The sequence below is a fragment of the Venatoribacter cucullus genome, assembly GCF_016132445.1.
Taxonomy (GTDB): domain Bacteria; phylum Pseudomonadota; class Gammaproteobacteria; order Pseudomonadales; family Oceanobacteraceae; genus Venatoribacter; species Venatoribacter cucullus.
Genome location: NZ_CP046056.1, coordinates 1,069,693 through 1,095,322 on the forward strand (window position 1 = coordinate 1,069,693; position 25,630 = coordinate 1,095,322).

The window sequence follows — 25,630 nt, forward strand, 5'->3', positions numbered from 1 at the left end:
AGAAAACCCGCCTATCTTACCTGTAGCCGGAGCATCCCGGTATGCGCTATTTGCACAGGTTGAAAATGATTCTTAAATCGGCAGATTACTTTTAGCTACTCCCCTTGCTTCATGGTGTTGGTTGTTTAGCCTTTAGTTACGGAAGTATTTTAAAAAAAATTAATAGAATCAGAAGGATACAAAAATCCAGTGCTACCACCTTGGGGGTATTTTGGGCGTTTTTTACCGGTTTTCCTGTGGCTTCGCAGGCATCCGGACTGGTCCTTAATAAACGCATTCTGATTAGACTGTTGCGGTATGTTTCCAGTCGGTCCTGCGGGACACATCAGGAGTGAGTTATGAGTCACCTACTCGAAAAGCTGCGGTTTTTCAAAACGCGCAAAGAGCCCTTCGCGAATGGTCATGGTGCTACCACCGACCAGGACCGCAGTTGGGAGCAAGGATATCGCCAGCGTTGGCAGCACGACAAAATTGTGCGGTCTACCCACGGGGTAAACTGTACCGGTTCCTGCAGCTGGAAAATCTACGTTAAGGATGGTCTGGTAACCTGGGAAACCCAGCAAACCGATTATCCGCGTACCCGTCCCGATCTGCCGAACCATGAGCCTCGTGGTTGTCCGCGTGGCGCCAGTTATTCCTGGTATATCTACAGCGCCAACCGCCTGAAATATCCGAAAGTCCGTGGTCAGCTGATGAAGCTCTGGCGCGAAGCCAAAGCTCAGCACAGCGATCCGGTGAAAGCCTGGGAATCCATTGTTAATGATCCGGTGAAGGCTAAAAGCTACAAAGAACGTCGTGGCCTGGGCGGCTTTGTACGCGCCAGTTGGGATGAAGTGAACGAGCTGATTGCCGCGTCCAACGTTTATACCACCAAAACCTATGGCCCAGACCGCGTCACCGGCTTCTCACCGATTCCGGCCATGTCGATGGTATCTTATGCCGCCGGCGCCCGTTATCTGTCATTGATTGGCGGTAACTGTTTAAGCTTCTACGACTGGTACTGTGACCTGCCGCCAGCCTCACCGCAGGTGTGGGGTGAGCAGACCGACGTGCCGGAATCGGCTGACTGGTACAACTCCAACTACATTATTGTATGGGGTTCCAACGTTCCGCAGACCCGTACCCCGGACGCTCACTTCCTGACGGAAGTGCGTTACAAGGGCACCAAAACCTGCGTTATTACCTCCGACTATTCTGAAGCCTCAAAATTCGGCGATACCTGGCTGGCACCCCGTCAGGGTACCGACGCCGCGCTGGCGATGGCTTTCGGTCATGTCATTCTGAAAGAATTCCACGTCGATAACCCGAGTGCGTATTTTACCGATTACGTAAAACGCACCACCGATATGCCGATGCTGGTAATGCTGGACAAAATCGTCGGGAGCGATTTTGGACGCGGGAGCGCAGCGACGGCGGCCGGCGTAGCCGGTGAGCCTCAGGGAGGAGGCGAACATCAAGGGAAAATTACCTACTCACAAGGCCGGTTTTTACGCGCCGCCGATCTGGTTAATAACCTCGGTGAAGATAACAACCCTGACTGGAAAACCATTGCCATTAATAACGATGGCCGCTTAACCAGCCCGAATGGTGCCATTGGTTATCGCTGGGGTGAAAAAGGTAAGTGGAACCTGGAGCAGAAAGACCGCAACGGCGAAGTGGATCTGATGCTGTCCCTGAAAGACCAGAATGATGGTTTTGCCGAAGTGGCGTTTCCGTATTTTGGTGGTGCGCCGCACGAATATCAGTATTTCCAACATACCGAACACAACGAAGTTCAGCTGCGCAAAGTACCGGTTAAAACCGTGCAGCTGGCATCCGGTGGCACCGCTCAGGTAGCGACGGTATTCGACCTGATGCTGGCACACTACGGTGTGGATAACGGCATCGGCGACAGCAGCCGTGCCAGCAGCTTTGATGACAATGTGCCATACACTCCGGCCTGGCAGGAAGTGATTACCGGCGTAAACCGTGCTGATGTGATCCGGGTTGCCCGTGAATTCGCCCGTAATGCCGACAAAACCCGTGGTCGTTCCATGGTTATTGTGGGCGCGGCGCTGAACCACTGGTACCACATGGATATGAACTACCGCGGCCTCATCAATATGCTGATGATGTGCGGCTGTATCGGTCAGACCGGTGGTGGCTGGGCACACTATGTGGGCCAGGAAAAACTGCGTCCGCAAACCGGCTGGACCCCGCTGGCCTTTGGTCTGGACTGGGTACGTCCGCCGCGTCATATGAACGGCACCTCGTTTTTCTATAACCACTCCAGTCAGTGGCGCTATGAAAAACTGAACATGACCGAAGTGATTTCGCCGCTGGCACCGAAAGAAAAATGGAACGGCAGCATTATTGACTTTAACAGCCGTGCCGAGCGCATGGGCTGGTTGCCATCCGCTCCACAACTGGGTACCAACCCTCTGCATATTCCTGCTGCAGCGGCCAAAGCCGGCATGGACGTAAAAGACTATGTGGTTGAACAGCTGAAGAAAGGCGAGCTGAAATTTGCCTGTGAACAGCCGGACAATCCGCAGAACTTCCCGCGCAATATGTTTATCTGGCGTTCCAACCTGCTGGGTTCTTCCGGTAAAGGCCATGAATATATGCTCAAGCATTTGCTGGGCACCAAGCATGGTTTGCTGGGTAAAGACCTGGGTGAGTTCGGCGGCCAGAAACCGCAGGACGTGGAATGGGTGGATAATGGTGCCGAAGGCAAGGTTGACCTGTGGGTAACCCTGGACTTCCGTATGTCCACCACCTGTCTGTATTCCGATATCGTGCTGCCGACCGCTACCTGGTACGAAAAAGACGATATGAACACCTCGGATATGCACCCCTTCATTCACCCGCTCAGTGCGGCGATTGATCCGGTGTGGGAAGCCCGCTCCGACTGGGAAATTTTTAAAGGCATTGCCAAAGAATTCTCCCGCGTCTGTGTCGGCCATCTGGGCGTGGAAAAAGATCTGGTCACCACCCCTATGCACCACGACACCCCGGCCGAACTGGCCCAGCCCTATGGCGTAAAAGCCTGGTGGAAAGGTGAGTGTGAAGCGATTCCGGGCAAAACCATGCCAGGCCTGACGGTGGTAGAGCGGGATTACCCGAATACTTACGCACGCTTTACCTCCATCGGCCCGCTGCTGGAAAACATCGGTAACGGTGGCAAAGGCATCAGCTGGGATACCAAAGACGAAGTGAAACTGCTGCGTCAGCTGAACTACACCCACACCGACGAAGGCGTCAACAAAGGTATGGCCAAGCTGGATACCGCCATTGATGCCTGTGAAATGATCCTCACCCTGGCACCGGAAACCAACGGCCATGTGGCGGTAAAAGCCTGGGAAGCGCTGGGTGAAATTACCGGCCTTGACCATACCCATCTGGCCAAGCCGAAAGAGGAAGAGAAAATCCGCTGGCGCGACATTGTGGCGCAGCCGCGCAAGATTATTTCTTCGCCCACCTGGTCCGGTCTGGAAGACGAACATGTGTCGTACAACGCCGGCTACACCAACGTGCATGAAATGATCCCGTGGCGCACCATTACCGGTCGTCAGCAGTTCTATCAGGACCATGAATGGATGCGCGATTTCGGTGAGCAGCTGTGCTCTTACAAGCCGCCGATCAACCTGAAAACCGTGGCACCGGTGCTGAATAAAAAGCCCAACGGTAATAAAGAGATCGTCCTGAACTGGATTACCCCGCACCAGAAATGGGGTATTCACAGCACCTACTCCGACAACCTGCTGATGCTGACCTTGTCACGCGGTGGCCCGATTGTGTGGATGAGTGAAACCGATGCCAAAGCCGCCGGTATTGTTGATAACGACTGGATCGAAATCTTCAATGTCAACGGCTCCATTGCTGCCCGTGCGGTGGTGTCACAGCGCGTACCGGAAGGTATGAGCATGATGTACCACGCACAGGAACGCATTGTGAACGTACCGGGTTCAGAAATGACCGGCACCCGTGGCGGTATTCACAACTCGGTTACCCGGGCGGTGATGAAACCGACGCACATGATTGGTGGCTATGCCCAGCAGGCCTATGGCTTTAACTACTACGGTACGGTCGGCTGTAACCGCGATGAATTCGTGGTGGTTCGTAAGATGAACAAAGTCGACTGGCTGGACACCCAATAAGGTTGGAGTGAGGTAATCCTATGAAAGTAAGAGCACAAATTGGCATGGTGCTGAATCTGGATAAGTGTATCGGTTGCCACACTTGCTCCATCACCTGCAAAAACGTCTGGACCTCCCGTGAAGGGGTGGAATACGCCTGGTTTAACAACGTGGAAACCAAGCCCGGTATTGGTTTCCCGAAAGAGTGGGAAAACCAGGAAAAATGGAAAGGCGGCTGGAAGCGCGATGCCAACGGCAAACTGCAGCTGAAAATCGGCGGTAAATTACGGGTGTTGGCGAATATTTTCGCCAACCCGGATCTGCCGGAAATTGACGACTATTACGAGCCGTTCGATTTTGATTACCAGCACCTGCATAACGCCGGTAACACCAAGCACCAGCCGGTGGCGCGTCCGCGTTCACTGATTTCCGGCCAGCGCATGGAAAAAATTGAATGGGGTCCGAACTGGGAAGAAATTCTCGGTACCGAATTCGAAAAACGCAAAATCGATAAAAACTTCGATGACGTGGTACAGAAAGACATCTACGGTCAGTTTGAAAAGACCTTCATGATGTATCTGCCACGCCTGTGCGAACACTGCCTGAACCCGGCCTGTGTGGCTGCCTGTCCGTCCGGCGCCATTTACAAGCGGGAAGAAGACGGCATTGTGCTGATCGACCAGGAAAAATGCCGCGGCTGGCGTATGTGTGTATCGGCTTGTCCGTACAAAAAGATTTATTACAACTGGAAATCCGGTAAATCCGAGAAGTGTATTTTCTGCTTCCCGCGTATTGAAGCCGGTCAGCCGACAGTCTGTTCGGAAACCTGTGTGGGTCGTATCCGTTATTTAGGTGTACTGCTGTATGACGCCGACAAAATTGAAGCGGCGGCCAATACCCCGAACGAAAAAGACCTGTATCAGGCCCAGATTGATCTGTTCCTGGACCCGGATGATCCGCAAGTGATTGAGGCTGCCCGCAAAGAAGGCATCAGCGACAACTGGATTAAAGCCGCCCAGCGTTCACCGGTATACAAAATGGCGATGGACTGGAAAGTGGCCCTGCCGCTGCACCCGGAATACCGCACGCTGCCAATGGTGTGGTACGTACCGCCACTGTCACCCATTCAGTCAGCGGTACAGGCTGGCCATGTGGGCATGAACGGTGAAATTCCGGACCTGAAATCGCTGCGTATTCCGCTGCGTTATCTGGCCAACCTGCTGACTGCTGGTGATGAACAACCGGTAGTCACTGCGCTGGAACGTATGATCGCCATGCGCGCCTTCAAGCGCTCACAGCAGGTGGATGGTGTGGAAGATCTGGAGGTGCTGAAACAGGTTGGTTTAACTGCCGTCCAGGTGGAAGAAATGTACCGTTATATGGCACTGGCGAATTACGAAGATCGTTTCGTTATTCCGACCAGCCATACCACTTACGCAGAAAGCGCTTACGACCTGAAAAACAGCTGTGGTTTCAGTTTCGGCAACGGCTGCAGCGATGGTAATAACAGCGTTAATCTGTTTGGTGCCCAGCAGACGGGTGTACGTCAGGTTATCCCGGTTGTGGTGGAGGAATAAACATGAAAATTCTGCGCGTTATTTCCCTGCTGCTGGATTATCCGACTCCGGAACTGGTAGCAGCACAGGCGGAACTGCAGGAGGCCGTGGCGGCATCGCCACTGGCCGCTGCCGATAAAGAAGCACTGCAGCAGTTTATTCAGAGCCGTTGCAGCGGTGATCTGTTCGACTGGCAGGAACAGTACGACGGTTTATTTGAGCGTGGTCGTTCGTTATCACTGCTGTTGTTTGAGCATGTGCATGGCGAGTCCCGTGACCGCGGGCAGGCGATGGTCAATCTGCTTAATCAATACAAAGAAGCCGGGCTGGATATCGCGGTGAATGAATTGCCCGATTACATACCGCTGTATCTGGATTTTCTAAGCACCCAGGGGGATGACAACGCCCGTTTAGGCTTGCAGGAAGTGGCGCATATTATGGCGTTGCTGGCCTGCCGGCTGGAACAGCGTGAATCGGATTATCAGGCCTTATTCCACAGCCTGCTGCGTATCAGTGAGATGCAGCTGGATCTGGACGATCTGCGCACGCAGATTGCCTCTGAAGCCCCCGATCACACCCCCAAGGCATTGGACAAAGTATGGGAAGAGGAAATGGTCAGCTTTATGGACAACGCCGAGTCGTCCTGTGGCACCAGTAACCGTCCCGCTGAAGGGCAGCGGCGCGATCAGTATATTCCGCTGAATACTGAACTGTTGAACGCGTCTGCCGGCAATCAGGCGTAAAGGAGCTGATGATGACTTATTTCAATACACTGGCGTTTGGAATTTACCCCTACGTTGCCATGATCATTCTGTTTATCGGCAGCTGGATCCGTTACGACCGCGAGCAATACACCTGGAAAGCCAGTTCCAGCCAGTTGCTGGAGAAAAAGAAACTGCGTACCGGCAGTATTCTGTTTCACGTTGGCGTACTGGGCATTTTCTTCGGTCACTTTTTTGGCTTGCTCACGCCGGTGGAAGTCTGGCACGTGCTGGGTGTCAGTGCGCCACTGAAGCAGATTGTTGCGGTGGTGGCCGGTGGTTTGTTTGGTGTGATCTGTTTTATTGGTCTGACCATTCTTATTCACCGTCGTCTGTTTAATGCGCGCATCCGGGCGACCAGCAAGAAGATGGACATTGTGATTCTGCTGTTATTGTACGGACAGCTGATTCTCGGTTTGCTGTCGATCGTCGTTTCACTGGGCCATCTGGATGGTAAAGAAATGACCCATCTGATGCTGTGGGCGCAGAACATCATGACCTTCGATATGGTGGAAGCCGTGCAGCAGGTGAGTGGTGTGCACTGGATCTTTAAACTGCACATTATGCTGGGTATGACGTTGTTCGTGGTGTTCCCGTTCAGCCGTCTGGTCCACATGCTGAGTGCACCGGTACAGTACGTTACCCGCCAGCACCAGATTGTCCGTAAGCGTTTCGCCCGTTAATGCGCCGTGCTATGGCTGCGGATATCGCAGCCATAACACCACCGGAGACTGATGATGATTAAAGTAAACGACGTAGCCATTCCGGAATCTGCCATCCTGGAAGAAATGCAATACCATCCGGCGGAAACCAAGCGGCAGGCCATGCTGAAAGCAGCAGAAACGCTGGTGATCGGCGAAATTCTGCGCCAGCGTGCTGCGGCTTTGGGGCTGAGCGTTGCCGACAGCGGTAGCCTGGCCGGGCAGGATGATTTTATTGAACAACTGCTGGATCGGGATGTAGACATGCCGCAGGCCAGCGATGATGAATGCCGGCATTATTTTGAAAAAAACCGCCCGCGTTTTACGACCTCGCCGCTGGTGGAATTGCGTCATATCCTGGTGGCTGCCGCCCCGGATGATGAGCAGCAGCGGGTAGAGAGCCAGACCATTGCCGAAACCTTACTGGCCCAATTACGGGCGGGTGAAAACTTTGCGGCACTGGCCAAACAGTATTCAGCTTGCCCCTCCAAAGAAACCGGCGGCAGCCTGGGCCAGATCAGTGCCGGGCAGACGGTGCCGGAATTTGAGCGGCAGATCTTTGCGGCCGAACCGGGTTTATTACCGGCACCGGTGGAAAGCCGTTATGGTTTTCATATTGTCAGCATTGAACGCAAAGTCGCGGGAAAACCTCTGCCTTACGATCAGGTAGAAGGGCGCATTCGCCAATATCTGAACGAAAAGGTAAAGGCCAAGGCGACTGCACAATATATTCAGTCGCTGATCCAGCAAATCAGGCTGGAAGGCTTTGATTTTGCCGTGTCCGAATCACCGCTGATGCAATAGTGTTTTAATTAATAATGAGCGCCGGACCGACCGGCCGGCGCCGTACTCAACGCTCCGTCATTTTCTACCCAAGGAGCTTTATCATGAACAAAACCGTTCTGTCTGCTGCCATCGCCATCGGCAGTCTTGTTCTTGAGTCCTCTGCTGGTGCAGAAGAACTCAGCCAGTTTATCAGCGCTGGCAAAGCCACTGCCGATCTGCGTTTGCGCTACGAAAATAACGATACCGACAATAACCTGAAAACCGCCGATGCCCTGACCCTGCGTTCCCGGCTGGGGTTGCAAAGCGGCCAGGTGAACGGGTTTTCCGCGCTGGTGGAAATTGACGATATCCGCGCGCTGGTGGATAACTACAGCCCGGAAAGCCCGGGCTACAACCTGGTCGCCGACCCGGAAGATACCGAATTTAACCGGGTACAGATCAGCTGGAATAACGATGAATTTTCAGCGGTGCTGGGGCGTCAGCGTATTCTGCTGGATAACACCCGTTTTGTCGGTAATGTGGGCTGGCGGCAGAATGAACAAACCTTCGATGCGGTTAAATTAGGCTATAAAACACCGGTTTATCAGGCGCAGTATGCCTATATTAATCAGGTGAACGACATCACCTTTAACGATGTTGATGTGTCGCACCATTTACTGAACGTCAATTACAGCGGCTTTAAACCCGGCAGCCTGACCGGTTACGCCTATTTGCTGGAAGACGATGCAACCGATACCAGTAATGATACCTACGGTGTGCGCTTTAGCGGTAAGCAAGCTGTTAATGATTTATCGGTTCTGTACACCGCCGAATACGCGCTGCAGAAAACCGATAAGTTCGATGCCAGCTATCTGGCGCTGGAGGGCGGTGTGCTGGTGCAGGGTGTTACCCTGGCGCTGGGTTATGAAAGCCTGGGCAGCGATGATGGCGCCTATGGCTTCCAGACACCTCTGGCCACTAAGCATGCTTTTAACGGCTGGGCCGATAAGTTTCTGAATACACCCAACGACGGCTTAACCGACACCTATGTGAAAGTGGCCACGGCGGTCGCTGGGGTTAATCTGCTGGCGTTTTACCACGATTACAGCGCCGAGCAGGGCAGTGATGATAAGGGCAATGAAGTTAATGTTCAGGCCGGCAAAAACTTCGGCAAGTATTACAGCGCCGGGGTTAAATATGCCGCTTATCGTAAAGGCGATAATGGTACCGATACCGATAAAGCCTGGTTGTGGCTGGAAGCCAAATTCTGAGCTGTTTTGCATGACCGAAAGATTCCTCCTCATTGGCCACCTTCGGGTGGCCTTTTTTTGGTGGCCTTTTTTACGGCCTTTTATTGGGTAGTAAGCACCCCTTGTGGGTATCCCCTTTGAGTAATAAAACGCTGATTCAGGCTGGATTTCGGGGTTCTTGTCCGGGTTTTTTGATCTGTATCAGGAATCGGCAATCCCCTTGGGGGTAGGGCTGTTTAATGCGTGGCTGCCGGGCAATTTTTATCCATCTTGCGGTCGCGACAGCGCTGGATAAAGATGATGCAACAAAATTTTTCAGGGGTTGCACATGGCCAATCAGCGAGCAGGAACCATCGAACACTGGGACGTGGAAAATAAGGAATTCTGGGAGCGGGAAGGCCGCACCATTGCCAATCGTAATTTATGGATTTCCATTCCCAGTCTGCTGGCCGGTTTTGCGGTGTGGATGATGTGGGGCATGATCACCACCCAGATGGCGAACCTGGGTTTTTCCTACAGCAACGAACAGCTGTTTGCGCTGGTAGCCATTGCCGGTTTATCCGGTGCCACGCTGCGGATTCCGGCCTCATTTATGATCCGCATTGCCGGTGGCCGTAATACCGTTTTCCTGACCACCGCCATGCTGATGATCCCGGCGGTGGGTACTGGCATCGCCCTGATGAATCCGCACACACCCTTCTGGGTGTTCCAGCTGATGGCGCTGCTGTCGGGCATTGGCGGCGGCAACTTTGCCTGCTCTATGAGTAATATCAGTACCTTCTTTCCGAAAAGCCAGCAGGGTTATGGCCTGGGTATGAATGCCGGGTTAGGCAATTTTGGTGTGACCACCATGCAGATTCTGATTCCGCTGGTGATGACGGTGGGCTTATTCGGTGCCATTGGTGGTGAGCCGATGATTCTGCAGAACGCTAGCGGTACGTTAATCGGCCGCATTGAGGCGGGCTCAGAAACCTGGATTCAGAATGCCGGTTTTGTCTGGTTATTTCTGCTTATTCCGCTGGCCTTTGCTGGCTGGTTTGGTCTGAATAATCTGAAAGTGGTCACCCCGGACCCAGGTCATCCGTTAGCGGCGTTCGGTAAAATTACCGGCTTGTACCTGATTGCGTTGTTTACCGCTGCGGTGGGCATTTATGCCATGGCCTTTATTGGCATGTGGCTGGCGCTGCCGTTAACCATTCTGCTGACGCTGGGATTGTTGCGCTTATTGCCGGGCAGTATTCAGCCGAATATTAAAAATCAGTTTAAGATTTTCAGTAACAAACACACCTGGTCGATGACCATTCTGTACATCCTTACTTTCGGTTCGTTTATTGGTTTTTCCGCAGCTTTACCGCTGTCCATCTCGGTGATTTTCGGCAAGATGATGGCGGTGGGTGCTGATGGTGAACTGATCCGTATTGCCAACCCGAATGCTCCCAGCGCCTTAACCTGGGCCTGGATTGGTCCTTTTGTCGGGGCGTTAATCCGCCCGGTCGGTGGCTGGATTTCCGACAAATTTGGTGGTTCGGTGGTAACCCAGATAATTTCCGCCGTTATGGTGGTGGCATCGGTGGTAACCGGCTATGTGATGATGCAGGCCTATAACTCCACCAATCCCAACGAATACTTTATGGTCTTTATGGTGCTGTTTGTGGTGCTGTTTGCTGCCAGCGGTATTGGTAATGGCTCGACCTTCCGCAGTATTGGTTACATTTTTGACCAGCAGCAAAAAGGCCCGGTACTGGGCTGGACGTCTGCCGTAGCGGCCTATGGTGCCTTTATTGCTCCCAAAGTGATGGGCGGCCAGATCAGTGCCGGTACCCCGGAAATGGCGATGTATGGCTTTGCGGTGTTTTACGCGCTGTGCATGCTCATTAACTGGTGGTTCTACCTGCGTAAAAACGTCGAAATTTATAACCCCTGATACTGTGCGGCCGGTTAGCCAAACCGGCCGTTTATTGTTACCACTTCGGAGAGGTGTGTATGAGAATTATGCTTGCTTACGACGGTTCCCGTAATGCGCGTCTGGCATTGGCCAGAACCATTACCATGTTCCGCGAGATGAACCCGCAGCTGATTCTGGTGGCGGTCGCAGAAAACCCCCGTGACATTACGGAAAATAATGAAGCCTTATTCAATGACGAAGTACAGGAGCTGCGCAGCGCTTTAACCGAAGCGGAAGCGGTATGCAGCAAAGAGGGTCTGCAGGCCGACGTGATGCTGCTGGATGGTGATGCCCGGAAAATGCTGTTGGCCGCTACCGAAAAACTGCGCCCCGATTTATTGGTAATTGCCCGCCACAGCCATGAGCCGGACGGTGGTTTTATTGCCCGTTCGCTGACCTATTTTGTCGATGAACTGGATTATATGACCTTTGGCAGTGTCAGTTCGTTTCTTACCCGTCGGGCACAGTGCCCCTTGCTGATTCTGCCCAGCCTGTAAGGGCAGAATTAAGGAGTTTTATTATGCAAGTCGCTGCTGTGTTTAAATTTAAAAACCCGGAAATCAAAGCGCTGCACCTGACCTGGATTGCGTTTTTTATTACTTTCTATGTCTGGTTCAATATGGCACCGCTGGCTTCCAGTATGCTGAAAAGCGTGGACTGGCTGACCCCGGAAGATCTGAAATTATTTGCTATCTGTAACGTTGCCTTAACCATTCCGGCCCGTATTCTGGTGGGCATGGCGCTGGATCGCTTTGGCCCGCGCCGGGTATTTTCAGTGTTGCTGGTCACCATGGCCCTGCCAGCGCTGGCGTTTGCCTTTGGTGAAACCCGTACCCAGTTACTGGTCAGCCGGCTGGTGCTCAGCTCCATCGGTGCCAGCTTTGTGGTGGGCATCCACATGACCGCCATGTGGTTCAAACCCAAAGACATTGGTTTTGCTGAAGGCTTTTACGCCGGCTGGGGCAACTTTGGTTCCGCCGCTGCCGCCATGACCTTACCCACCATTGCGATTCACATGTACGGTGGTGACGACGGCTGGCGCTGGGCCATTGCCCAGAGTGCCTTTGTGATGGCTGCTTACGGCGTGTACTACTGGTTTGCGATTACCGATGGCCCGGTGGGCACGGTGCATCGTAAGCCGCGCAAGGCTTCGGCGCTGGAAGTCAGTAGCTGGGGTGACATGGTAAAACTGATTTTATGGACGATTCCGCTCTTTGGCATTCTGGCGGTTCTGGTCTGGCGTATTCAGGTACTGGGTTATCTGAACAGCAACGGCGCTGCCATTGCTTATGCCGTTATTGTGGCGGTGGTGATTTATCAGATCGTGCAGATTCTTCGGGTTAACGTCCCGATTCTGAAAAAGGGTGTGCCGGAAGACGATAAATACCCATTTAACAGCGTGGCTGCATTAAACAGTACCTATTTTGCTAACTTCGGTGCCGAGCTGGCGGTGGTATCCATGCTGCCGATGTTTTTTGAAAGTACCTGGAACCTGTCTGCCACCGCGGCCGGTTTAATTGCAGCCTCCTTTGCTTTTGTAAACCTGATTGCCCGGCCGATGGGTGGGCTGGTATCCGACCGCATGGGTAACCGCCGCTTTGTGATGCTGAGCTATATGTTTGGTATTGCCATTGGTTTTGCCCTGATGGGCTTACTGAATTCTTCCTGGCCACTGATTATTGCGGTAGCCATTACCGTGTTTACCTCGTTTTTTGTACAGGGCGCGGAGGGTGCTACTTTCGGTATTATTCCATCGATTAAGCGGCGTTTAACCGGTCAGATTTCCGGTATGGCCGGGGCTTACGGTAACGTTGGCGCCGTGTTTTATCTGACCATTTATACCTTTGTCGATGCCAACCAGTTTTTCTTTATTATCGCCGCCGGTGGATTTATCAGCTGGCTGATTTGTCTGGTCTGGCTGAAAGAACCTGAATCGGCTTTTTCTGACGAGTATTTTGTTTCCTCCGTTGACCGGCAGATAGAACAGGAACAACATTCCTGAACAAGTGGATTACTACAGGTAACATTATGAAGTTTCTGAATCCGGCGGCCCCATTCTGGGGCCAGGCATTCCGGCCGATGTTTTTACTGGCGGCCGGTTTCAGCAGTCTGGCGCTGGCGCTGTGGGGGCTGGCCTTGCAGGGGCAGCAGCTGCGCATCATGGAATTGGGCACGTTCTGGCACAGTCACGAAATGCTGTTTGGGTTTGCGGCGGCGGTGATTGCCGGGTTTTTACTGACCGCCGTACAAAACTGGACCGGCCGGCGCGCCACCAACGGGCTGCCTTTATTAATACTGACGCTGGTATGGCTGGCCGGACGGGGGCTGATGTTGTTTGCCCCGCTGGTGCCCTGGTGGTTTACCGCACTTGTGGATCTGGCTTTTTTACCTTTGGTGGCCTGGTTTTTCTGGCAATTACTGTACGCCGTGCGCCAGCAGCGTAATTATTTCTTTGTACCGGTGCTGGTCTTAATGACGGCGGTCAACGCCGCTATGCACTGGGGTAATGCGCATAACGATATGGCGCTGGTGCTGTGGGGCAGCCATGCCGTCAGCCTGATGGTGGTGTTATTAATTACCATCGTCGGTGGCCGGGTGATGCCGATGTTTACGGCCAACGGCACCATGACGCCGAAGGTGGACAGTCTGCCCTGGCTGGAAAAAGCCGTGTTGGGTGGTATGTGGCTGGTGGTGGCGATTTTTCTGACCACGCTGGACCAGTATTTACCGGCACCGGTGCTGGCGGTTTTACTGATACTGGTTGCTCTGGCCCAGGCGCTGCGCGTTGCCCGCTGGCGCATTCAGGTTACCTGGAAAGTACCGCTGTTGTGGTCATTGCATCTGGCTTACTGGTGCGTGCCGCTGGGCCTGTTGTTGCTGGCGCTGCATTATCTGGGTTTACCCATAACCTTCAGTACGGCTCTGCATGCGCTGACGGCCGGTGCCATTGGCGGCATGATTCTGGCCATGATTGCCCGCGTGTCGCTGGGGCATTCCGGTCGCCGGCTGGAACCACATCCACTGATGGCGGCCGGGTTTGCCCTGCTGTTGGCCGCGGCACTGGTGCGTACTCTGGCGGTGATTCTGTGGCCGGCACAGACCGCTGTGTTTTACAGTGTGTCGGCGCTGCTCTGGGTGCTGGCATTCGCCATCTTTGTTGCCCTGTACGCCCGCATTCTTACCAGCCCCCGTCCGGATGGCCGGCCGGGTTAAGTATTTTTCCTATGTTGTGCAGTATAAGCCCGGCTCTGATGCCGGGTTTTTTTATGGCCGACAGTCAGCGCTTTGCTGACCTACCCCTGAAGCGGTAGTGGCAGCAAAAAATTGATCCAGATCAATTTCTGTTTGTGTCCCTCAATTAGTCTTACCACCATATATAGTGTTTGTTGGTTCACCGAACACCAGATATGGGGTTTTTATGCGTTTCAGCCGTGAAGAGATCGTCTGGCAGGAAGTACCGGGTGAAGTGTCGCTGGCCTTCACCATCAGCGGTTGCCCATTAGCCTGCCGCGGTTGTCACAGTGCCGACACCTGGGCGCCGGGGCAGGGCAGTTTGCTCAGCCCGGCTTACCTGCAGCAGCGTCTGCAGCAGTACCGGGGGCTGATTACCTGTGTGCTGTTTATGGGCGGTGAATGGCAGCCGGATTTGCTCAGCGCGCGGCTGCAGCAGGTGCGCGAAGCCGGGTTGCAGACCTGTCTGTACACCGGTCTGGAGGATGTATCGCCGGCACTGAAACCCCTGCTGACCTATCTGAAAACCGGCCCCTGGCAAGCGGAGCTGGGCGGGCTGGACTCGCCGAACACCAACCAGCGGTTTGTTGATTTACGCACCAACCAATGCCTTAACCACCACTTTCAATAACATCCATAAGGAGACGGCCATGCTGAAACTGAGCGCGGAACACATTAACGACAAACTGGATTTTATTCAGCACTATCTGGCGGCAGAGAATGCCGCCGATGGATCGAAAATGGATGCCAACGCCAACGTGACTGAAAAAAACATCGCCACGCTGGAAGCGGAGATGATGAAAGACTACTTCGTGCAGATTAACCGGGCACAGGTATCGACAAAAATCCGTGAACTTTTTGGTGATGAACTGGCGCAAGAATACGTGCGCCAGATCGAAGACCATGAAATTTATGTGCACGACGAAACCAGCCTGAAGCCTTATTGTGTTTCCGTCACTATGTACCCGTTTTTACTGGAAGGGTTAACCAAACTGGGTGGGGAGTCGCAGGCGCCGAAGCACATTGAATCGTTTTGTGGTTCTTTTGTTAATTTTGTCTTTGCTGTCAGCAGCCAGTTTGCCGGTGCTGTGGCAACAGTCGAATTTTTAACCTACTTCGATTACTTTGCCCGCAAAGATTATGGTGATGATTACCTGAATACCCATCGCCAACAGATTGCCAACCATCTGCAGCATGTGGTGTACGCCATTAATCAGCCGGCGGCGGCCCGTGGCTACCAGAGTGTGTTCTGGAATATTTCCCTGTACGACAAATATTATTTTGACAGCATGTTCGGCGAATTTGTGTTTCCGGATTACAGCAAGCCGAAGTGGGAAACCCTGGAGAAACTGCAGAATTTCTTCCTCGACTGGTTCAATGACGAGCGCACTAAAAGCATCCTGACCTTCCCGGTGGTCACCGTGGCCATGCTGACCGGCGAAGGCCAGTGCAAAGATCAGGAATTTGCCCGCACTATGGCAGGCCACCTGAGCCGCGGCAGTTCATTTTTTGTGTATCAATCTGACAGCGCTGACAGCCTGGCGTCCTGCTGCCGCTTACGCAGTGAAATCAGCGACAATACCTTTTCTTATTCATTAGGTGCCGGTGGTGTTGCTACCGGGTCGATTAACGTCATCACCATCAATATGAACCGTCTGGTGCAGGATGGCCGCGATCTGGCGACCGAAATCAGCAAGATTCACCGCTATCAGGTGGCGTACCGAAAACTGATGGAAGAGTATCTGGCGGCGGGTATGTTAACCGTCTACAACGCCGGCTTTATTACCCTGGATAAGCAGTTTCTGACCATTGGCATTAACGGCATGGTGGAAGCCGCGGAATCGCAGGGCCTGGTGGCCAGCAATAATCAGGCCTACAAAGATTTTGTGCGGGAACATCTGCAGGTTATTTTTGAAGCGAATAAAGCAGCGAAACAAGAATACGGTTATATGTTCAATACTGAATTTGTCCCGGCGGAAAACCTGGGCGTTAAAAACGCTAAGTGGGACCGTGCCGATGGCTATGCGGTACCACGCGACTGCTACAACTCGTATTTCTATGTGGTGGAAGATGGCGAAACCAATGCGCTGGATAAATTCCAGTTGCACGGCAAAGAGCTGTTGGATTACCTCGACGGTGGCTCAGCACTGCACCTGAATCTGGAAGAAAAACTCAGTGAAGATGGCTACCTGTCGCTGCTGAATATTGCTGCCACCACCGGCTGTAATTATTTCTGCGTGAATGTGAAAATCACCATCTGTAACGAGTGTGAGCAAATCGACAAGCGCACGCTGGACTATTGCCCGTCCTGTGGCTCGGACGACATCGACTACGGTACCCGGGTGATCGGCTATCTGAAGCGGGTGTCGGCGTTCAGTTCTGCCCGCCGTAAAGAGCATAATCTGCGTCATTATCATCGTCACGGACGTACCGCAATCAGCGCCAGTGCTGATGAATTAAGCGTCGCTTCCTGATCTGCAGCAAGACGCGGGCTGATCTATCTCCGATGGGGTATGGTTCAGCCCGCCTGCACAGGGTTTCATTCCGCCTTACGCTGCGGAATTGTTATGACCCTGAATCTTTATCACCAGACCAGTTTTTCTCTGTCACCGGATTATATTGCCGACGAAGCCCAACAGCTGCGGCAACAGTCGCCGGAGCTGGCCCGCTGGGCCATGGGCGGCGGTGTTATTGTGCATCAGCCGGCCACACAAATTCAGGCCCATTTAATGGCAGAATCTTTGCTGCAGAAAGGCCTGATCCCCGATACCCGTTATTTTTTTCAGCGTCTGCAGGATCTGGATTGTCTGACGCAGCAGGCCATGTGGCTGGTGGTGCACATGACCTACGCCAACCGGGTGTATCTGGATGGCCGCGATCTGCCACCGGACGCGTTTAAAAGCCAGCCGCGTGGCCATACTGGCGGCGCGCTGAATATGGTGCCGGCCTATGCCGGGCTGTTGGCGCTGAACCATTTTACCCGCACGTCGCGTGACTGGATTATGGGGCAGGGCCATTGTGTGGCAGCCATTGATGCGCTGCAGTTATTAACCGGTACGGCCAGCCCGGAACGGCGTCAGCAATACCCATTAACAGAAGACGGCATCAGCCGCTTTGTGGCTGCTGCCGGTAATCATCGCATTGATGTGGGGGGCGTACGCGCCGGTACGCTCAGCGCCCATGTGAATGTGCACACGGCCGGGGCGCGGCTGGAGGGCGGTTATCTGGGTTTTGCCGGTATGCAGTATGCGCACATGCCGTTGCCGGGCGAGCGGCTGGTGGCGTTTTTAAGTGACGGCGCCTTTGAAGAACAGCGCGGCACCGACTGGGCGGCGCGCTGGTGGCGTGGTGAAGACACCGGGTTGGTATCACCGGTCATGATTGCCAACGGCCGCCGTATTGACCAGCGCACCACCATTGCCCAGCAGGGCGGTTGCAGCTGGTTTGTCAGCCATTTACGCAATCAGGGCTTTGCGCCCTTTGTCATTGATGGCCGTGATCCGGCGGCGTTTTTGTGCGCACTCTATTACATGGAAATTCAGCTGCAGCAGGCCTATGACCGTATCCGCGCCGGCGATGCCCGCTATCCGGTCGCCTTGCCGTATTGTATTGCCGAAACCGTAAAAGGTTTTGGTTTTCCCGGTGCCGGCACCGATGCCTCTTACAGCTTGCCCTTAGGGGCACAGCCACAGCGTAACCCGGAAGCTCTGGCCTTTTTTCATCAGGGCGCGCGGGCGTTATTTCATCCGCAGCCGCAATGGCAGCAGGCGGCCGAACGCTTGCAGCAACCTAAGCGTAAATTAACGCCCTTATTGGCGGTGAACTGCCCGGAGCCGGACTGGACTGACCGGCGGGAATCACCGATGACGGCGCTGGACCGCTATTTTATTGAATTAACCGAAGTGAATCCGCGCTTACGGGTACGCATTGGTAACCCGGATGAATTACGCTCCAATGGCATGAGCCAGACCCTCGATCAATTCCGCCACCGGGTGACCAGCCCGGAAATATCCGCTGCCGAAGCGGTGGATGGCTGTGTGATTACGGCACTTAATGAGGAAGCGGTGATCAGTGCCTGCCTGGCCAATCAGGCCGGTATTAATCTGGTGGTGGCCTATGAAGCGTTTTCTATAAAAATGCTGTGCGCGCTGCGCCAGACCATTATTTTTTCCCGCCAGCAAAAAGAAACCGGTGACACTGCCGGGTGGCTGGGATTTCCGGTAATTACCACATCATTGATCTGGGAAAACGGTAATAACGATCAGAGCCATCAGGATTCCAGCCTCAGCGAAAGTCTGATGATTAAAATGGCCGATATGGCGCGCGTGGTGTTTCCGGCCGATGCTAATTCGGCCATGGCCTGTCTGCGCGCCTGTTACGGGGATCTGGGCGTGGTGTGGAACCCGGTGGTACCGCGCTCGGTATTACCGGCTGTTTTTACCGGCCAGCAGGCCACCCAGCTGGTGCAGGATGGTGCTATCTGTGTACGCGGCCATTGTGGCGCTGAAATTCAGCTGGTGGCCTGCGGGGCGGTGCAATTACAGCAGGTGTTAAAAGCCTCTGATCGCCTGAAACAGCAACGGGTTGCCCATTCGGTGGTGTACTTGCTGGAGCCGGCGCGTTTCCGCCAGCCGCGTGACCGCTGGGAAGCTGCTGTCATGGCCGATGAGTCGGTGATTCAGGCGTTATTTCCGCAGCGGGTACAGTACCGGGTAATACTGGCGCATTGCCGGGCGGAATTATTACTGGCCACCTGCCGGCGGCTGGATAAAGGCCCGGAACATTGCCGGGCGCTGGGCTACATTAACCGTGGTGGCAGCCTGGGGCCGGAGGAATTATTGTTTGTGAACCGCAGTACCTGGGCGCATGTACTGGCTGAGCTGGCACAGCTTTGTGGCCAACAGCCTACCCTGTGGTTAACGGCAGAAGAATGGGCGGCGGTGGATGGTCGCGGTGATCCTTACCACGTTATCCGGGCGCTGGATTAGTCCGCGCTTTTTGATTTTTAAAGTTTAATTTTTAATGCTCAATTTTTAATGCATTAATTTTTGCAGAATTTCATTAATGGTTTGCTGATTCTTTACCAGCGTTGTCCGGCTTCTGCATCACTGGCTTTGGCGTCAACCCAGTGGTCTCCCTGGGCGGTGGTTTCTTTTTTCCAGAACGGCGCGCGGGTTTTCAGAAAATCCATAATAAATTCACAGGCAGAAAACGCCGCGGCACGATGCGCACTGCTGACCAGCACCAGCACAATCTGTTCACTTACCTGCAAAGTGCCGACCCGGTGAATAATAGTGACCTTACCCAACGGCCAGCGACTGCGCGCCTGTTCCACAATTTGTTGCAGAGCGTTTTCGGTCATACCCGGATAATGCTCCAGCGTCATGCTCAGCAAGGGCGCGGTGGCTAATTCCCGCACGCTGCCGGTAAAACTGACGATGGCACCACAGTCGGGTTGCTGTTGCAGGCGGGCGTATTCCTGCCCCAGATCAAAATCATCGGTTTGTACCAGAATGCGGGTTAAATCGGCAGCGCTGTGCATATCAGCCCCCGGTAACCGGTGGGAAAAAGGCAATTTCATCGCCGCTGCTGATGGCGTCATGCGGGCTGCAAAACGCCTGATTGCGGGCGCAGAGTAAATCGGGCCGGGCCAGCGCACTGGTCCAGGGTTCGCCCTGCTGCTGCAGTTGTTGCAGCAATTCTGCCACCGTGGCGGCACTGGCCGGCCAGTTCAGTTCGGCAGTGTTTAACTGATCGCGCAGGGCGGCAAAAAATAAAACCTTAAGCATGGGGAGTGCCTCCCTGACGTTGCCAGTGGCCACTTTTACCGCCTTCTTTTTCTTCCAGGCGGATATTGCTGATGATCATGTCGCGATCAACGGCTTTGCACATATCGTAAATGGTTAACGCGGCCACCGAGGCCGCGGTTAAGGCTTCCATTTCTACGCCAGTCTGGCCCTGCAGGCGGCACAGGGTATGAATTTCAATTTCACCACTGTCGTGCAGCAAAAAATCCACCGTCACTTTACTCAGTGCCAGCGGATGACAGAGGGGAATTAATTCACTGGTTTTTTTCGCCGCCATAATGCCGGCAATGCGGGCGGTAGCCAGCACATCGCCTTTTTTCATTTCCGCCTTGCGGATGCGTTCGACCACATCGGCCCGGGTAAATACCCGGGCACTGGCACAGGCGGTGCGCAGGCTGGATACTTTAGCGGAAACATCCACCATGTGGGCGTGGCCGTGCTGATCAATATGGGTTAATTCAGACATAGGGTATTCCTTAACGGCAGGACGGCTGCGGGCTGTTTTTAATATGGGCCACAAAATTACAGGGGCCGGTACGGCTGTCCAGCTGCGGGGCAATCAGTTGTTCCCAGGCTTGCCGGCAAGCACCACCGGAACCGGGAATGGCAAATAATAAGGTGCCGTTGGCCATGCCGGCCAGCGCCCGCGATTGCAGGCTGCTGCTGCCGATATCGGCATAACTCAGCTGGCGGAATAATTCCCCGAAACCTTCCACTTCGGTGTCGAATAACGGCCGGATAGCCTCCGGTGTGCAATTCCCGGCGGCAAAGCCGGTGCCGCCGTTCAGCACCACCACCTGAACCCTTTCACTGGCAATCCACTGGCTGACCAGCGCCCGGATGGCATAGCGGTTGTGCGACAGCAGGGCGCGTTCACACACGCGATGACCAGCGCTTTCGGCCAGTTGCTGCAAGGCATCACCACTGCTGTCGGTTGCTGCGGTACGGCTGTCGGAGAGCGTCAGAATGGCAAGGTTGAGTGGAAAAAACTCAGCCGGCTGGCGTTTGCTCATGGCAGTTTCTCGGCATCAGTGGGTGGGTTTATCTGCTGCCAGTCGTCCGGAGTATTGGTATTGATCAGGGTTTCCGGCCACGGGCATTCCAGACTGCTGGCTTCGCAAAAGGCCAGCAGGGATTTTACGGAACGCTGACCGCGTGGGTGCATTTGCCGGTTCAGATAACGGATTAATTCCGGCGTATTATGCAAGACACAGGGCAGGGCATTATGCTGAAAATGTGCGGGTTGCAGTTCGGCTTGTTGCAGCAGATAGCCGAGCACCGCCGGGGTCAGTAACGGCATATCCACCGGTAATACCAGGATATGGGCGTGCTGGCATAACGGCACCAGCGCCTGCAGGCCGGACAGCGGGCCAAAATCAGGGTGCTGGTCGGCAATACCCAGGTGCGGATGGCTGAGCAGAATATCGTCACAGCCCAGCTGTTTCAGCAGTTGTTGCTGATATTGCCATAATGGCAGGCCATGCCAGCGTAACAGGGCTTTATCACGCCCCATGCGGCTGGATTGGCCGCCGGCCAGAATAATGGCACTGAACGGAGAGGCACTCATGCTCAGCCACCAATCATGGCCAGATGCCGGGTCTGGCCGCTGTGTTGCTGGTGCAGGTAATGGGTTTCTTCTTTGCCCAGAATGGCACGTTGTAAAAAGGCCACCACCGGTGCCGGATCATCGCTTTGCAGTAAATCACGCAGGCTCTGATGCTGGTCGGCAAACAGGCATAAAAATAATTCCCCACGGCTGGACACCCGCAGGCGGTTACAGCTGCTGCAGAAATCTTTGCTGTACGGCATGATCAGACCGACCCGGCCGGCGTAATCGGGGTGGGCGTATTCCAGTGCGGGGCCATCGGTTTCTCCCTTGGGTTGCAGGCTCCAGCCGCTGTCCAGCAAGTGCTGGCGGATTACTTCACCGCTGAGATGCTGAGCCTGATAAAAATCCGTATTGTCGTTGGTGCGCATTAATTCAATAAAGCGTAATGCCACCGGTCGTTCCTGAATAAAGCGCAGAAAAGCCGGCAGGTCGGTGGCGTTGTGCTGACGCAGCAGCACGGTATTGAGTTTTACCTGACGCAGGGGCGATGCCAGCGCCTGATCAATACCGTCCAGAATATACTGCAGCCGGTCGGCGCCGGTGATCCGCGCAAAGGACGAAGCCTCCAGACTGTCAACGCTGACGTTCAGTGCATCCAGCCCGGCATCCAGCCAGTGCGGTAATTCCCGCTGCAGATTAAACCCGTTGGTGGTCAGGGCCACTTTCTCAATGCCGGGAATCTGTTTGCACAGGCTGATGACGTCAGTCAGGTCTTTACGCAGCGCTGGTTCACCACCGGTCAGGCGTACTTTGCGGGTTCCCAGCCGGGCAAAGGCGGTCAGCAAACGGCGGATTTCCGGCAAGCTGAGGTCGGCTTCATCGCTGCTGCAGTCGTTACCATCGGGCAGACAATAATTGCAGCGGAAATTGCAGCGTTCTGTGAGTGACAAACGCAAATAGGTAAAGCGCCGTTGAAAACGGTCGGTCAGCATAAAACACCTTTCCAGTTCGGGAGGAATAACGGTTTCCCCTTATTCCCGGTGGCTGAATTGCCACGGCTGCAGCACCCTATTTCGGCAGAAACTTAGGTGGGGCAGCTCGGCGTGCAGAGAAGAATGTACACAGATCTGTCAGGGCTGGCCACCGTGCGTATGGGTTAAATTTGTGCTCCTTTGTGGGTAGCTGATGTTGGCTCTTTTTGTCCTTTGGCGGTAGTTTTGTGGCCATTATTCCGCAATGTTGCCATTCAATTGACATTGACCGGTCCAGCTTTAGTATGGAGCGCAGTTAACTATTGATACGGTGAAAAAATGGACAGTAAAAAATCGACAATTATGCTGGTCGATGATCATCCGCTGCTGCGCAAAGGATTAAAACAATTACTGGCATTTGAAGACGATCTGGACGTTATTGCCGAAGCCAGCAATGGCGCGGATGCGCTGCTTATTGCGGAAGAGCAGGACCCTGATCTGATTATTCTGGACCTGCATATGCAGGGTATGGATGGTCTGGAAACCTTAACCAAACTGCGCGATGCCGGGGTCACCTCCCGTATTGTGATGCTGACGGTATCGGACTCTGATGAAGACGTACTGGCCGCCATCAGCCAGGGCGCCGATGGTTATCTGTTAAAAGACACCGACCCGGATCAGTTACTGGAACAGATTAAACTGGCCCTGAGCGGCAAAATGGTGCTCAGCGAAGCCGTTACTCAGGTATTGGCGGCAGCCATCCGGCGCCCGGCGGTACGACCAGCGTCCGAGCTGGATTCTTTAACCGGCCGTGAAGTGGAAATTCTGCAGTGCATCGCCAAAGGCATGAGCAATAAAGTGATTGCCCGCGAGCTGGATATTTCCGATGGCACGGTCAAAGTGCATGTTAAACATCTGCTGAAAAAACTGGGTTTGCGCTCCCGCGTGGAAGCGGCAGTGTGGATGGTCAACCAGCAAAGTGAGGGCAAGGCGTGAGTGCATTGCAGTCGGTTGCCGATGCCATTGCCCGCATGCTGGATGACGTTGGCACTGCCACGCTGAATACCGAAACGCTGCCGTTGGCGCAACTCGATGGTCGTATTCTGGCTGTAGATATTGTGTCGCCGATGACCGTACCGGCGTTCGATAATTCCGCCATGGACGGTTATGCCCTGCGTGCCGCCGATGCGGAATTATTGACGGGCGCTGGTTTAACGGTAATGGGTACCGCGCAGGCCGGGCATCCTTTTGCCGGCACACTGGCGGCGGGGCAGGCGGTGCGCATTATGACCGGTGCGGAATTACCCGCCGGTGCCGATACGGTGCTGATGCAGGAAGTGATTGAACGCAACGGCGATACCATTCGCAGCTCTGAACCGGTCAATATTGGTGTCAATGTGCGTTACGCCGGCGAAGACATCCGCAGCGGTGAATTATTACTGGCCCGGGGGCAGCGCTTAACGCCGCTGCACATTGGGTTGCTCGCCAGCGTTGGCCTGGCTGAAATCAGCGTGTATCGCCGCTTAAAAGTGGCGTTATTTTCCAGCGGCGATGAATTATGCCAGCCGGGGCAGCCACGCCGCGCCGAACAGATTTACGACAGCAACCGCTTTGCCCTGCGCGCCATGCTGGAACGGTTGCCGGTGGAGATTATCCGCTTTGAGTGGCTGCCGGATGATCTGGCCGCTATCCGCACGGCCTTAGGTGAAGCCGCTGCCCAGGCCGATGTATTGATTACCAGTGCCGGGGTGTCGGTCGGCGATGCTGATTTCACCAAACAGGTGATTGACGAACTGGGGCAGGTGAATTTCTGGAAAGTGGCGATGAAACCGGGCAAGCCTTTTGCTTTTGGTCGTCTGCAGAATTGCTGGTTTTTTGGTTTGCCGGGTAATCCGGTATCCGCACTGGTCACGCTGGATCAGCTGGCCCAGCCGGTATTACGGCGTTTAACCGGTGAGCGTGCAGAAGCGCCGTTATCCTTACCGGCTGTGGCAGCCACTGGTTTTCGCAAGCAACCGGGCCGGCAGGACTTTCAGCGCAGTCGTTTAAGCGTACAAAACGGCCAGTTGCAGGCCGAACCCTCTGGTAATCAGGGCTCGGGTTTATTGCGTGGTTTTGCCGAAGCCGATGGCTATACCGTGCTGGAAGCTGAACGCGGCCGGGTCAGTGCCGGTGAAACCGTCAGCGTACAGCTGTTCGGTCCGTTATTAAGGTAATCCGTCGTTATGAACGATGAGCAGTTACTGCGCTACAGTCGCCATATTTTTCTGCCTGATCTGGACCTCGATGGTCAGCTGAACCTGTGCCACAGCCATGTGCTGATCATCGGCCTGGGCGGGCTGGGTGCGGCTGCGCTGCCGTATCTGGCCGCCAGCGGTGTTGGTACGCTGACGCTGGTGGACGACGATGTGGTGGAAAGTAGCAATCTGCCGCGGCAGATTATTCATACCCCGCAGCGGGTGGGCTTGCCCAAGGTGGAATCGGCGCGCTTGTTGGTCGCCAGTCTGAATGCCGATGTGCAGGTGATTGCGGAACAGCGCCGCGCCGATGAGGGCTGGTTGTTGCAGGCCTTGCCGGGGGTCGATCTGGTGCTGGATTGCAGCGATAACCCGGAGGTGCGCTATGCCCTGAATCGGGCGGCGTTGCAGCATAAAACCCCCTGGGTCAGCGGGGCGGCGGTGGCCATGGATGGCCAGGTTACGCTGTTTGATCCGCGCCGGCCAGACAGCCCCTGTTACCGTTGTTTATACCCGCAGGTGCAGGCCGGGCAGCTGAATTGCAGCGAAAGCGGCGTGCTGTCGCCCTTGGTGGGCGTAATCGGTACCTTGCAGGCGGTGGAAGCCCTGAAATTACTGGCCCCTGCGGGCAATAGTTTGTGCGGGCGCTTACTCACCTTTGATGCCCGCAGTACGCAATTCCGTGAATGGAAAATCAGCCGCCGCGCCGATTGCCCGGATTGCAGCGGCCAACGCTGAG

Annotated in this window: 22 protein-coding genes and 1 riboswitch; of the genes, 16 read left to right on the forward strand and 6 right to left on the reverse strand. The window is 54.4% G+C overall.

What is annotated here, in order from left to right:
- The first annotated feature begins 338 nt into the window (after positions 1-338).
- The 13 genes from GJQ55_RS05155 (at position 339) to GJQ55_RS05215 (ending at position 19,315) form a co-directional block, all read left to right on the forward strand.
- On the forward strand, positions 339-4,139 hold the full coding sequence (locus GJQ55_RS05155; protein ID WP_228346440.1) for a nitrate reductase subunit alpha: 3,801 nt from the start codon (positions 339-341) through the stop codon (positions 4,137-4,139).
- Between the two features lie 20 nt (positions 4,140-4,159).
- Complete coding sequence (narH, locus tag GJQ55_RS05160; RefSeq protein WP_228346441.1) at positions 4,160-5,695, forward strand: nitrate reductase subunit beta; 1,536 nt, start codon at positions 4,160-4,162, stop codon at positions 5,693-5,695.
- 2 nt (positions 5,696-5,697) lie between these two features.
- Positions 5,698-6,417 carry a nitrate reductase molybdenum cofactor assembly chaperone gene (gene narJ / locus GJQ55_RS05165; RefSeq protein ID WP_228346442.1) on the forward strand — a complete coding sequence of 240 codons (720 nt, stop codon included), beginning with the start codon at positions 5,698-5,700 and terminating at the stop codon, positions 6,415-6,417.
- A gap of 11 nt (positions 6,418-6,428) precedes the next feature.
- Positions 6,429-7,118 (forward strand): respiratory nitrate reductase subunit gamma, encoded by a 690-nt coding sequence (gene narI, locus GJQ55_RS05170; RefSeq protein WP_228346443.1) that lies wholly within the window; start codon positions 6,429-6,431, stop codon positions 7,116-7,118.
- Positions 7,119-7,169: 51 nt separating this feature from the next.
- Positions 7,170-7,940 carry a peptidylprolyl isomerase gene (locus tag GJQ55_RS05175; protein ID WP_228346444.1) on the forward strand — a complete coding sequence of 257 codons (771 nt, stop codon included), beginning with the start codon at positions 7,170-7,172 and terminating at the stop codon, positions 7,938-7,940.
- 83 nt (positions 7,941-8,023) lie between these two features.
- Positions 8,024-9,172 (forward strand): alginate export family protein, encoded by a 1,149-nt coding sequence (locus GJQ55_RS05180; protein WP_228346445.1) that lies wholly within the window; start codon positions 8,024-8,026, stop codon positions 9,170-9,172.
- Between the two features lie 307 nt (positions 9,173-9,479).
- Positions 9,480-11,075, forward strand: a complete 1,596-nt coding sequence (locus GJQ55_RS05185; RefSeq protein ID WP_228346446.1) for an MFS transporter — start codon at positions 9,480-9,482, stop codon at positions 11,073-11,075.
- A gap of 59 nt (positions 11,076-11,134) precedes the next feature.
- Positions 11,135-11,593, forward strand: a complete 459-nt coding sequence (locus GJQ55_RS05190; RefSeq protein ID WP_228346447.1) for a universal stress protein — start codon at positions 11,135-11,137, stop codon at positions 11,591-11,593.
- 23 nt (positions 11,594-11,616) lie between these two features.
- Positions 11,617-13,098: an MFS transporter gene (locus tag GJQ55_RS05195; RefSeq protein ID WP_228346448.1), complete on the forward strand. Its 1,482-nt coding sequence runs from the start codon at positions 11,617-11,619 to the stop codon at positions 13,096-13,098.
- A gap of 26 nt (positions 13,099-13,124) precedes the next feature.
- Positions 13,125-14,309, forward strand: a complete 1,185-nt coding sequence (locus GJQ55_RS05200; RefSeq protein ID WP_228346449.1) for an NnrS family protein — start codon at positions 13,125-13,127, stop codon at positions 14,307-14,309.
- Positions 14,310-14,514: 205 nt separating this feature from the next.
- Positions 14,515-14,958, forward strand: coding sequence for an anaerobic ribonucleoside-triphosphate reductase activating protein (gene nrdG / locus GJQ55_RS05205; RefSeq protein WP_228346450.1), 444 nt, complete (start codon positions 14,515-14,517; stop codon positions 14,956-14,958).
- A gap of 19 nt (positions 14,959-14,977) precedes the next feature.
- On the forward strand, positions 14,978-16,801 hold the full coding sequence (gene nrdD / locus GJQ55_RS05210) for an anaerobic ribonucleoside-triphosphate reductase (RefSeq protein ID WP_228346451.1): 1,824 nt from the start codon (positions 14,978-14,980) through the stop codon (positions 16,799-16,801).
- A 93-nt stretch (positions 16,802-16,894) separates the two neighbouring features.
- Complete coding sequence (locus GJQ55_RS05215) at positions 16,895-19,315, forward strand: phosphoketolase family protein (RefSeq protein ID WP_228346452.1); 2,421 nt, start codon at positions 16,895-16,897, stop codon at positions 19,313-19,315.
- A gap of 92 nt (positions 19,316-19,407) precedes the next feature.
- Here the strand turns inward: GJQ55_RS05215 and moaE are convergent, their stop codons facing one another.
- The 6 genes from moaE to moaA form a co-directional block, all read right to left on the reverse strand.
- Positions 19,408-19,869: a molybdopterin synthase catalytic subunit MoaE gene (gene moaE, locus GJQ55_RS05220; RefSeq protein ID WP_228346453.1), complete on the reverse strand. Its 462-nt coding sequence runs from the start codon at positions 19,867-19,869 to the stop codon at positions 19,408-19,410.
- A 1-nt stretch (position 19,870) separates the two neighbouring features.
- Complete coding sequence (moaD, locus tag GJQ55_RS05225; RefSeq protein ID WP_228346454.1) at positions 19,871-20,116, reverse strand: molybdopterin converting factor subunit 1; 246 nt, start codon at positions 20,114-20,116, stop codon at positions 19,871-19,873.
- Complete coding sequence (gene moaC, locus GJQ55_RS05230) at positions 20,109-20,600, reverse strand: cyclic pyranopterin monophosphate synthase MoaC (RefSeq protein WP_228346455.1); 492 nt, start codon at positions 20,598-20,600, stop codon at positions 20,109-20,111. Before moaC ends, moaD begins: the two co-directional genes overlap by 8 nt.
- A gap of 10 nt (positions 20,601-20,610) precedes the next feature.
- On the reverse strand, positions 20,611-21,147 hold the full coding sequence (moaB, locus tag GJQ55_RS05235; RefSeq protein WP_228346456.1) for a molybdenum cofactor biosynthesis protein B: 537 nt from the start codon (positions 21,145-21,147) through the stop codon (positions 20,611-20,613).
- On the reverse strand, positions 21,144-21,701 hold the full coding sequence (gene mobA / locus GJQ55_RS05240; RefSeq protein ID WP_228346457.1) for a molybdenum cofactor guanylyltransferase: 558 nt from the start codon (positions 21,699-21,701) through the stop codon (positions 21,144-21,146). Before mobA ends, moaB begins: the two co-directional genes overlap by 4 nt.
- Positions 21,702-21,703: 2 nt before the next feature.
- Complete coding sequence (gene moaA / locus GJQ55_RS05245; protein WP_228346458.1) at positions 21,704-22,675, reverse strand: GTP 3',8-cyclase MoaA; 972 nt, start codon at positions 22,673-22,675, stop codon at positions 21,704-21,706.
- Positions 22,664-22,799: riboswitch (molybdenum cofactor riboswitch) on the reverse strand. Its footprint overlaps the gene before it by 12 nt.
- A 194-nt stretch (positions 22,800-22,993) precedes the next feature.
- Here moaA and narL point away from each other — a divergent pair.
- From narL to GJQ55_RS05260, 3 genes are read left to right on the forward strand one after another with little or no spacing between them, the layout of a single operon-like run.
- Complete coding sequence (gene narL / locus GJQ55_RS05250; protein ID WP_228346459.1) at positions 22,994-23,650, forward strand: two-component system response regulator NarL; 657 nt, start codon at positions 22,994-22,996, stop codon at positions 23,648-23,650.
- Positions 23,647-24,870, forward strand: coding sequence for a molybdopterin molybdotransferase MoeA (gene moeA, locus GJQ55_RS05255; protein ID WP_228346460.1), 1,224 nt, complete (start codon positions 23,647-23,649; stop codon positions 24,868-24,870). Before narL ends, moeA begins: the two co-directional genes overlap by 4 nt.
- A 9-nt stretch (positions 24,871-24,879) precedes the next feature.
- Positions 24,880-25,629, forward strand: a complete 750-nt coding sequence (locus GJQ55_RS05260; RefSeq protein WP_228346461.1) for a HesA/MoeB/ThiF family protein — start codon at positions 24,880-24,882, stop codon at positions 25,627-25,629.
- The last annotated feature ends 1 nt before the right edge of the window (position 25,630 follow it).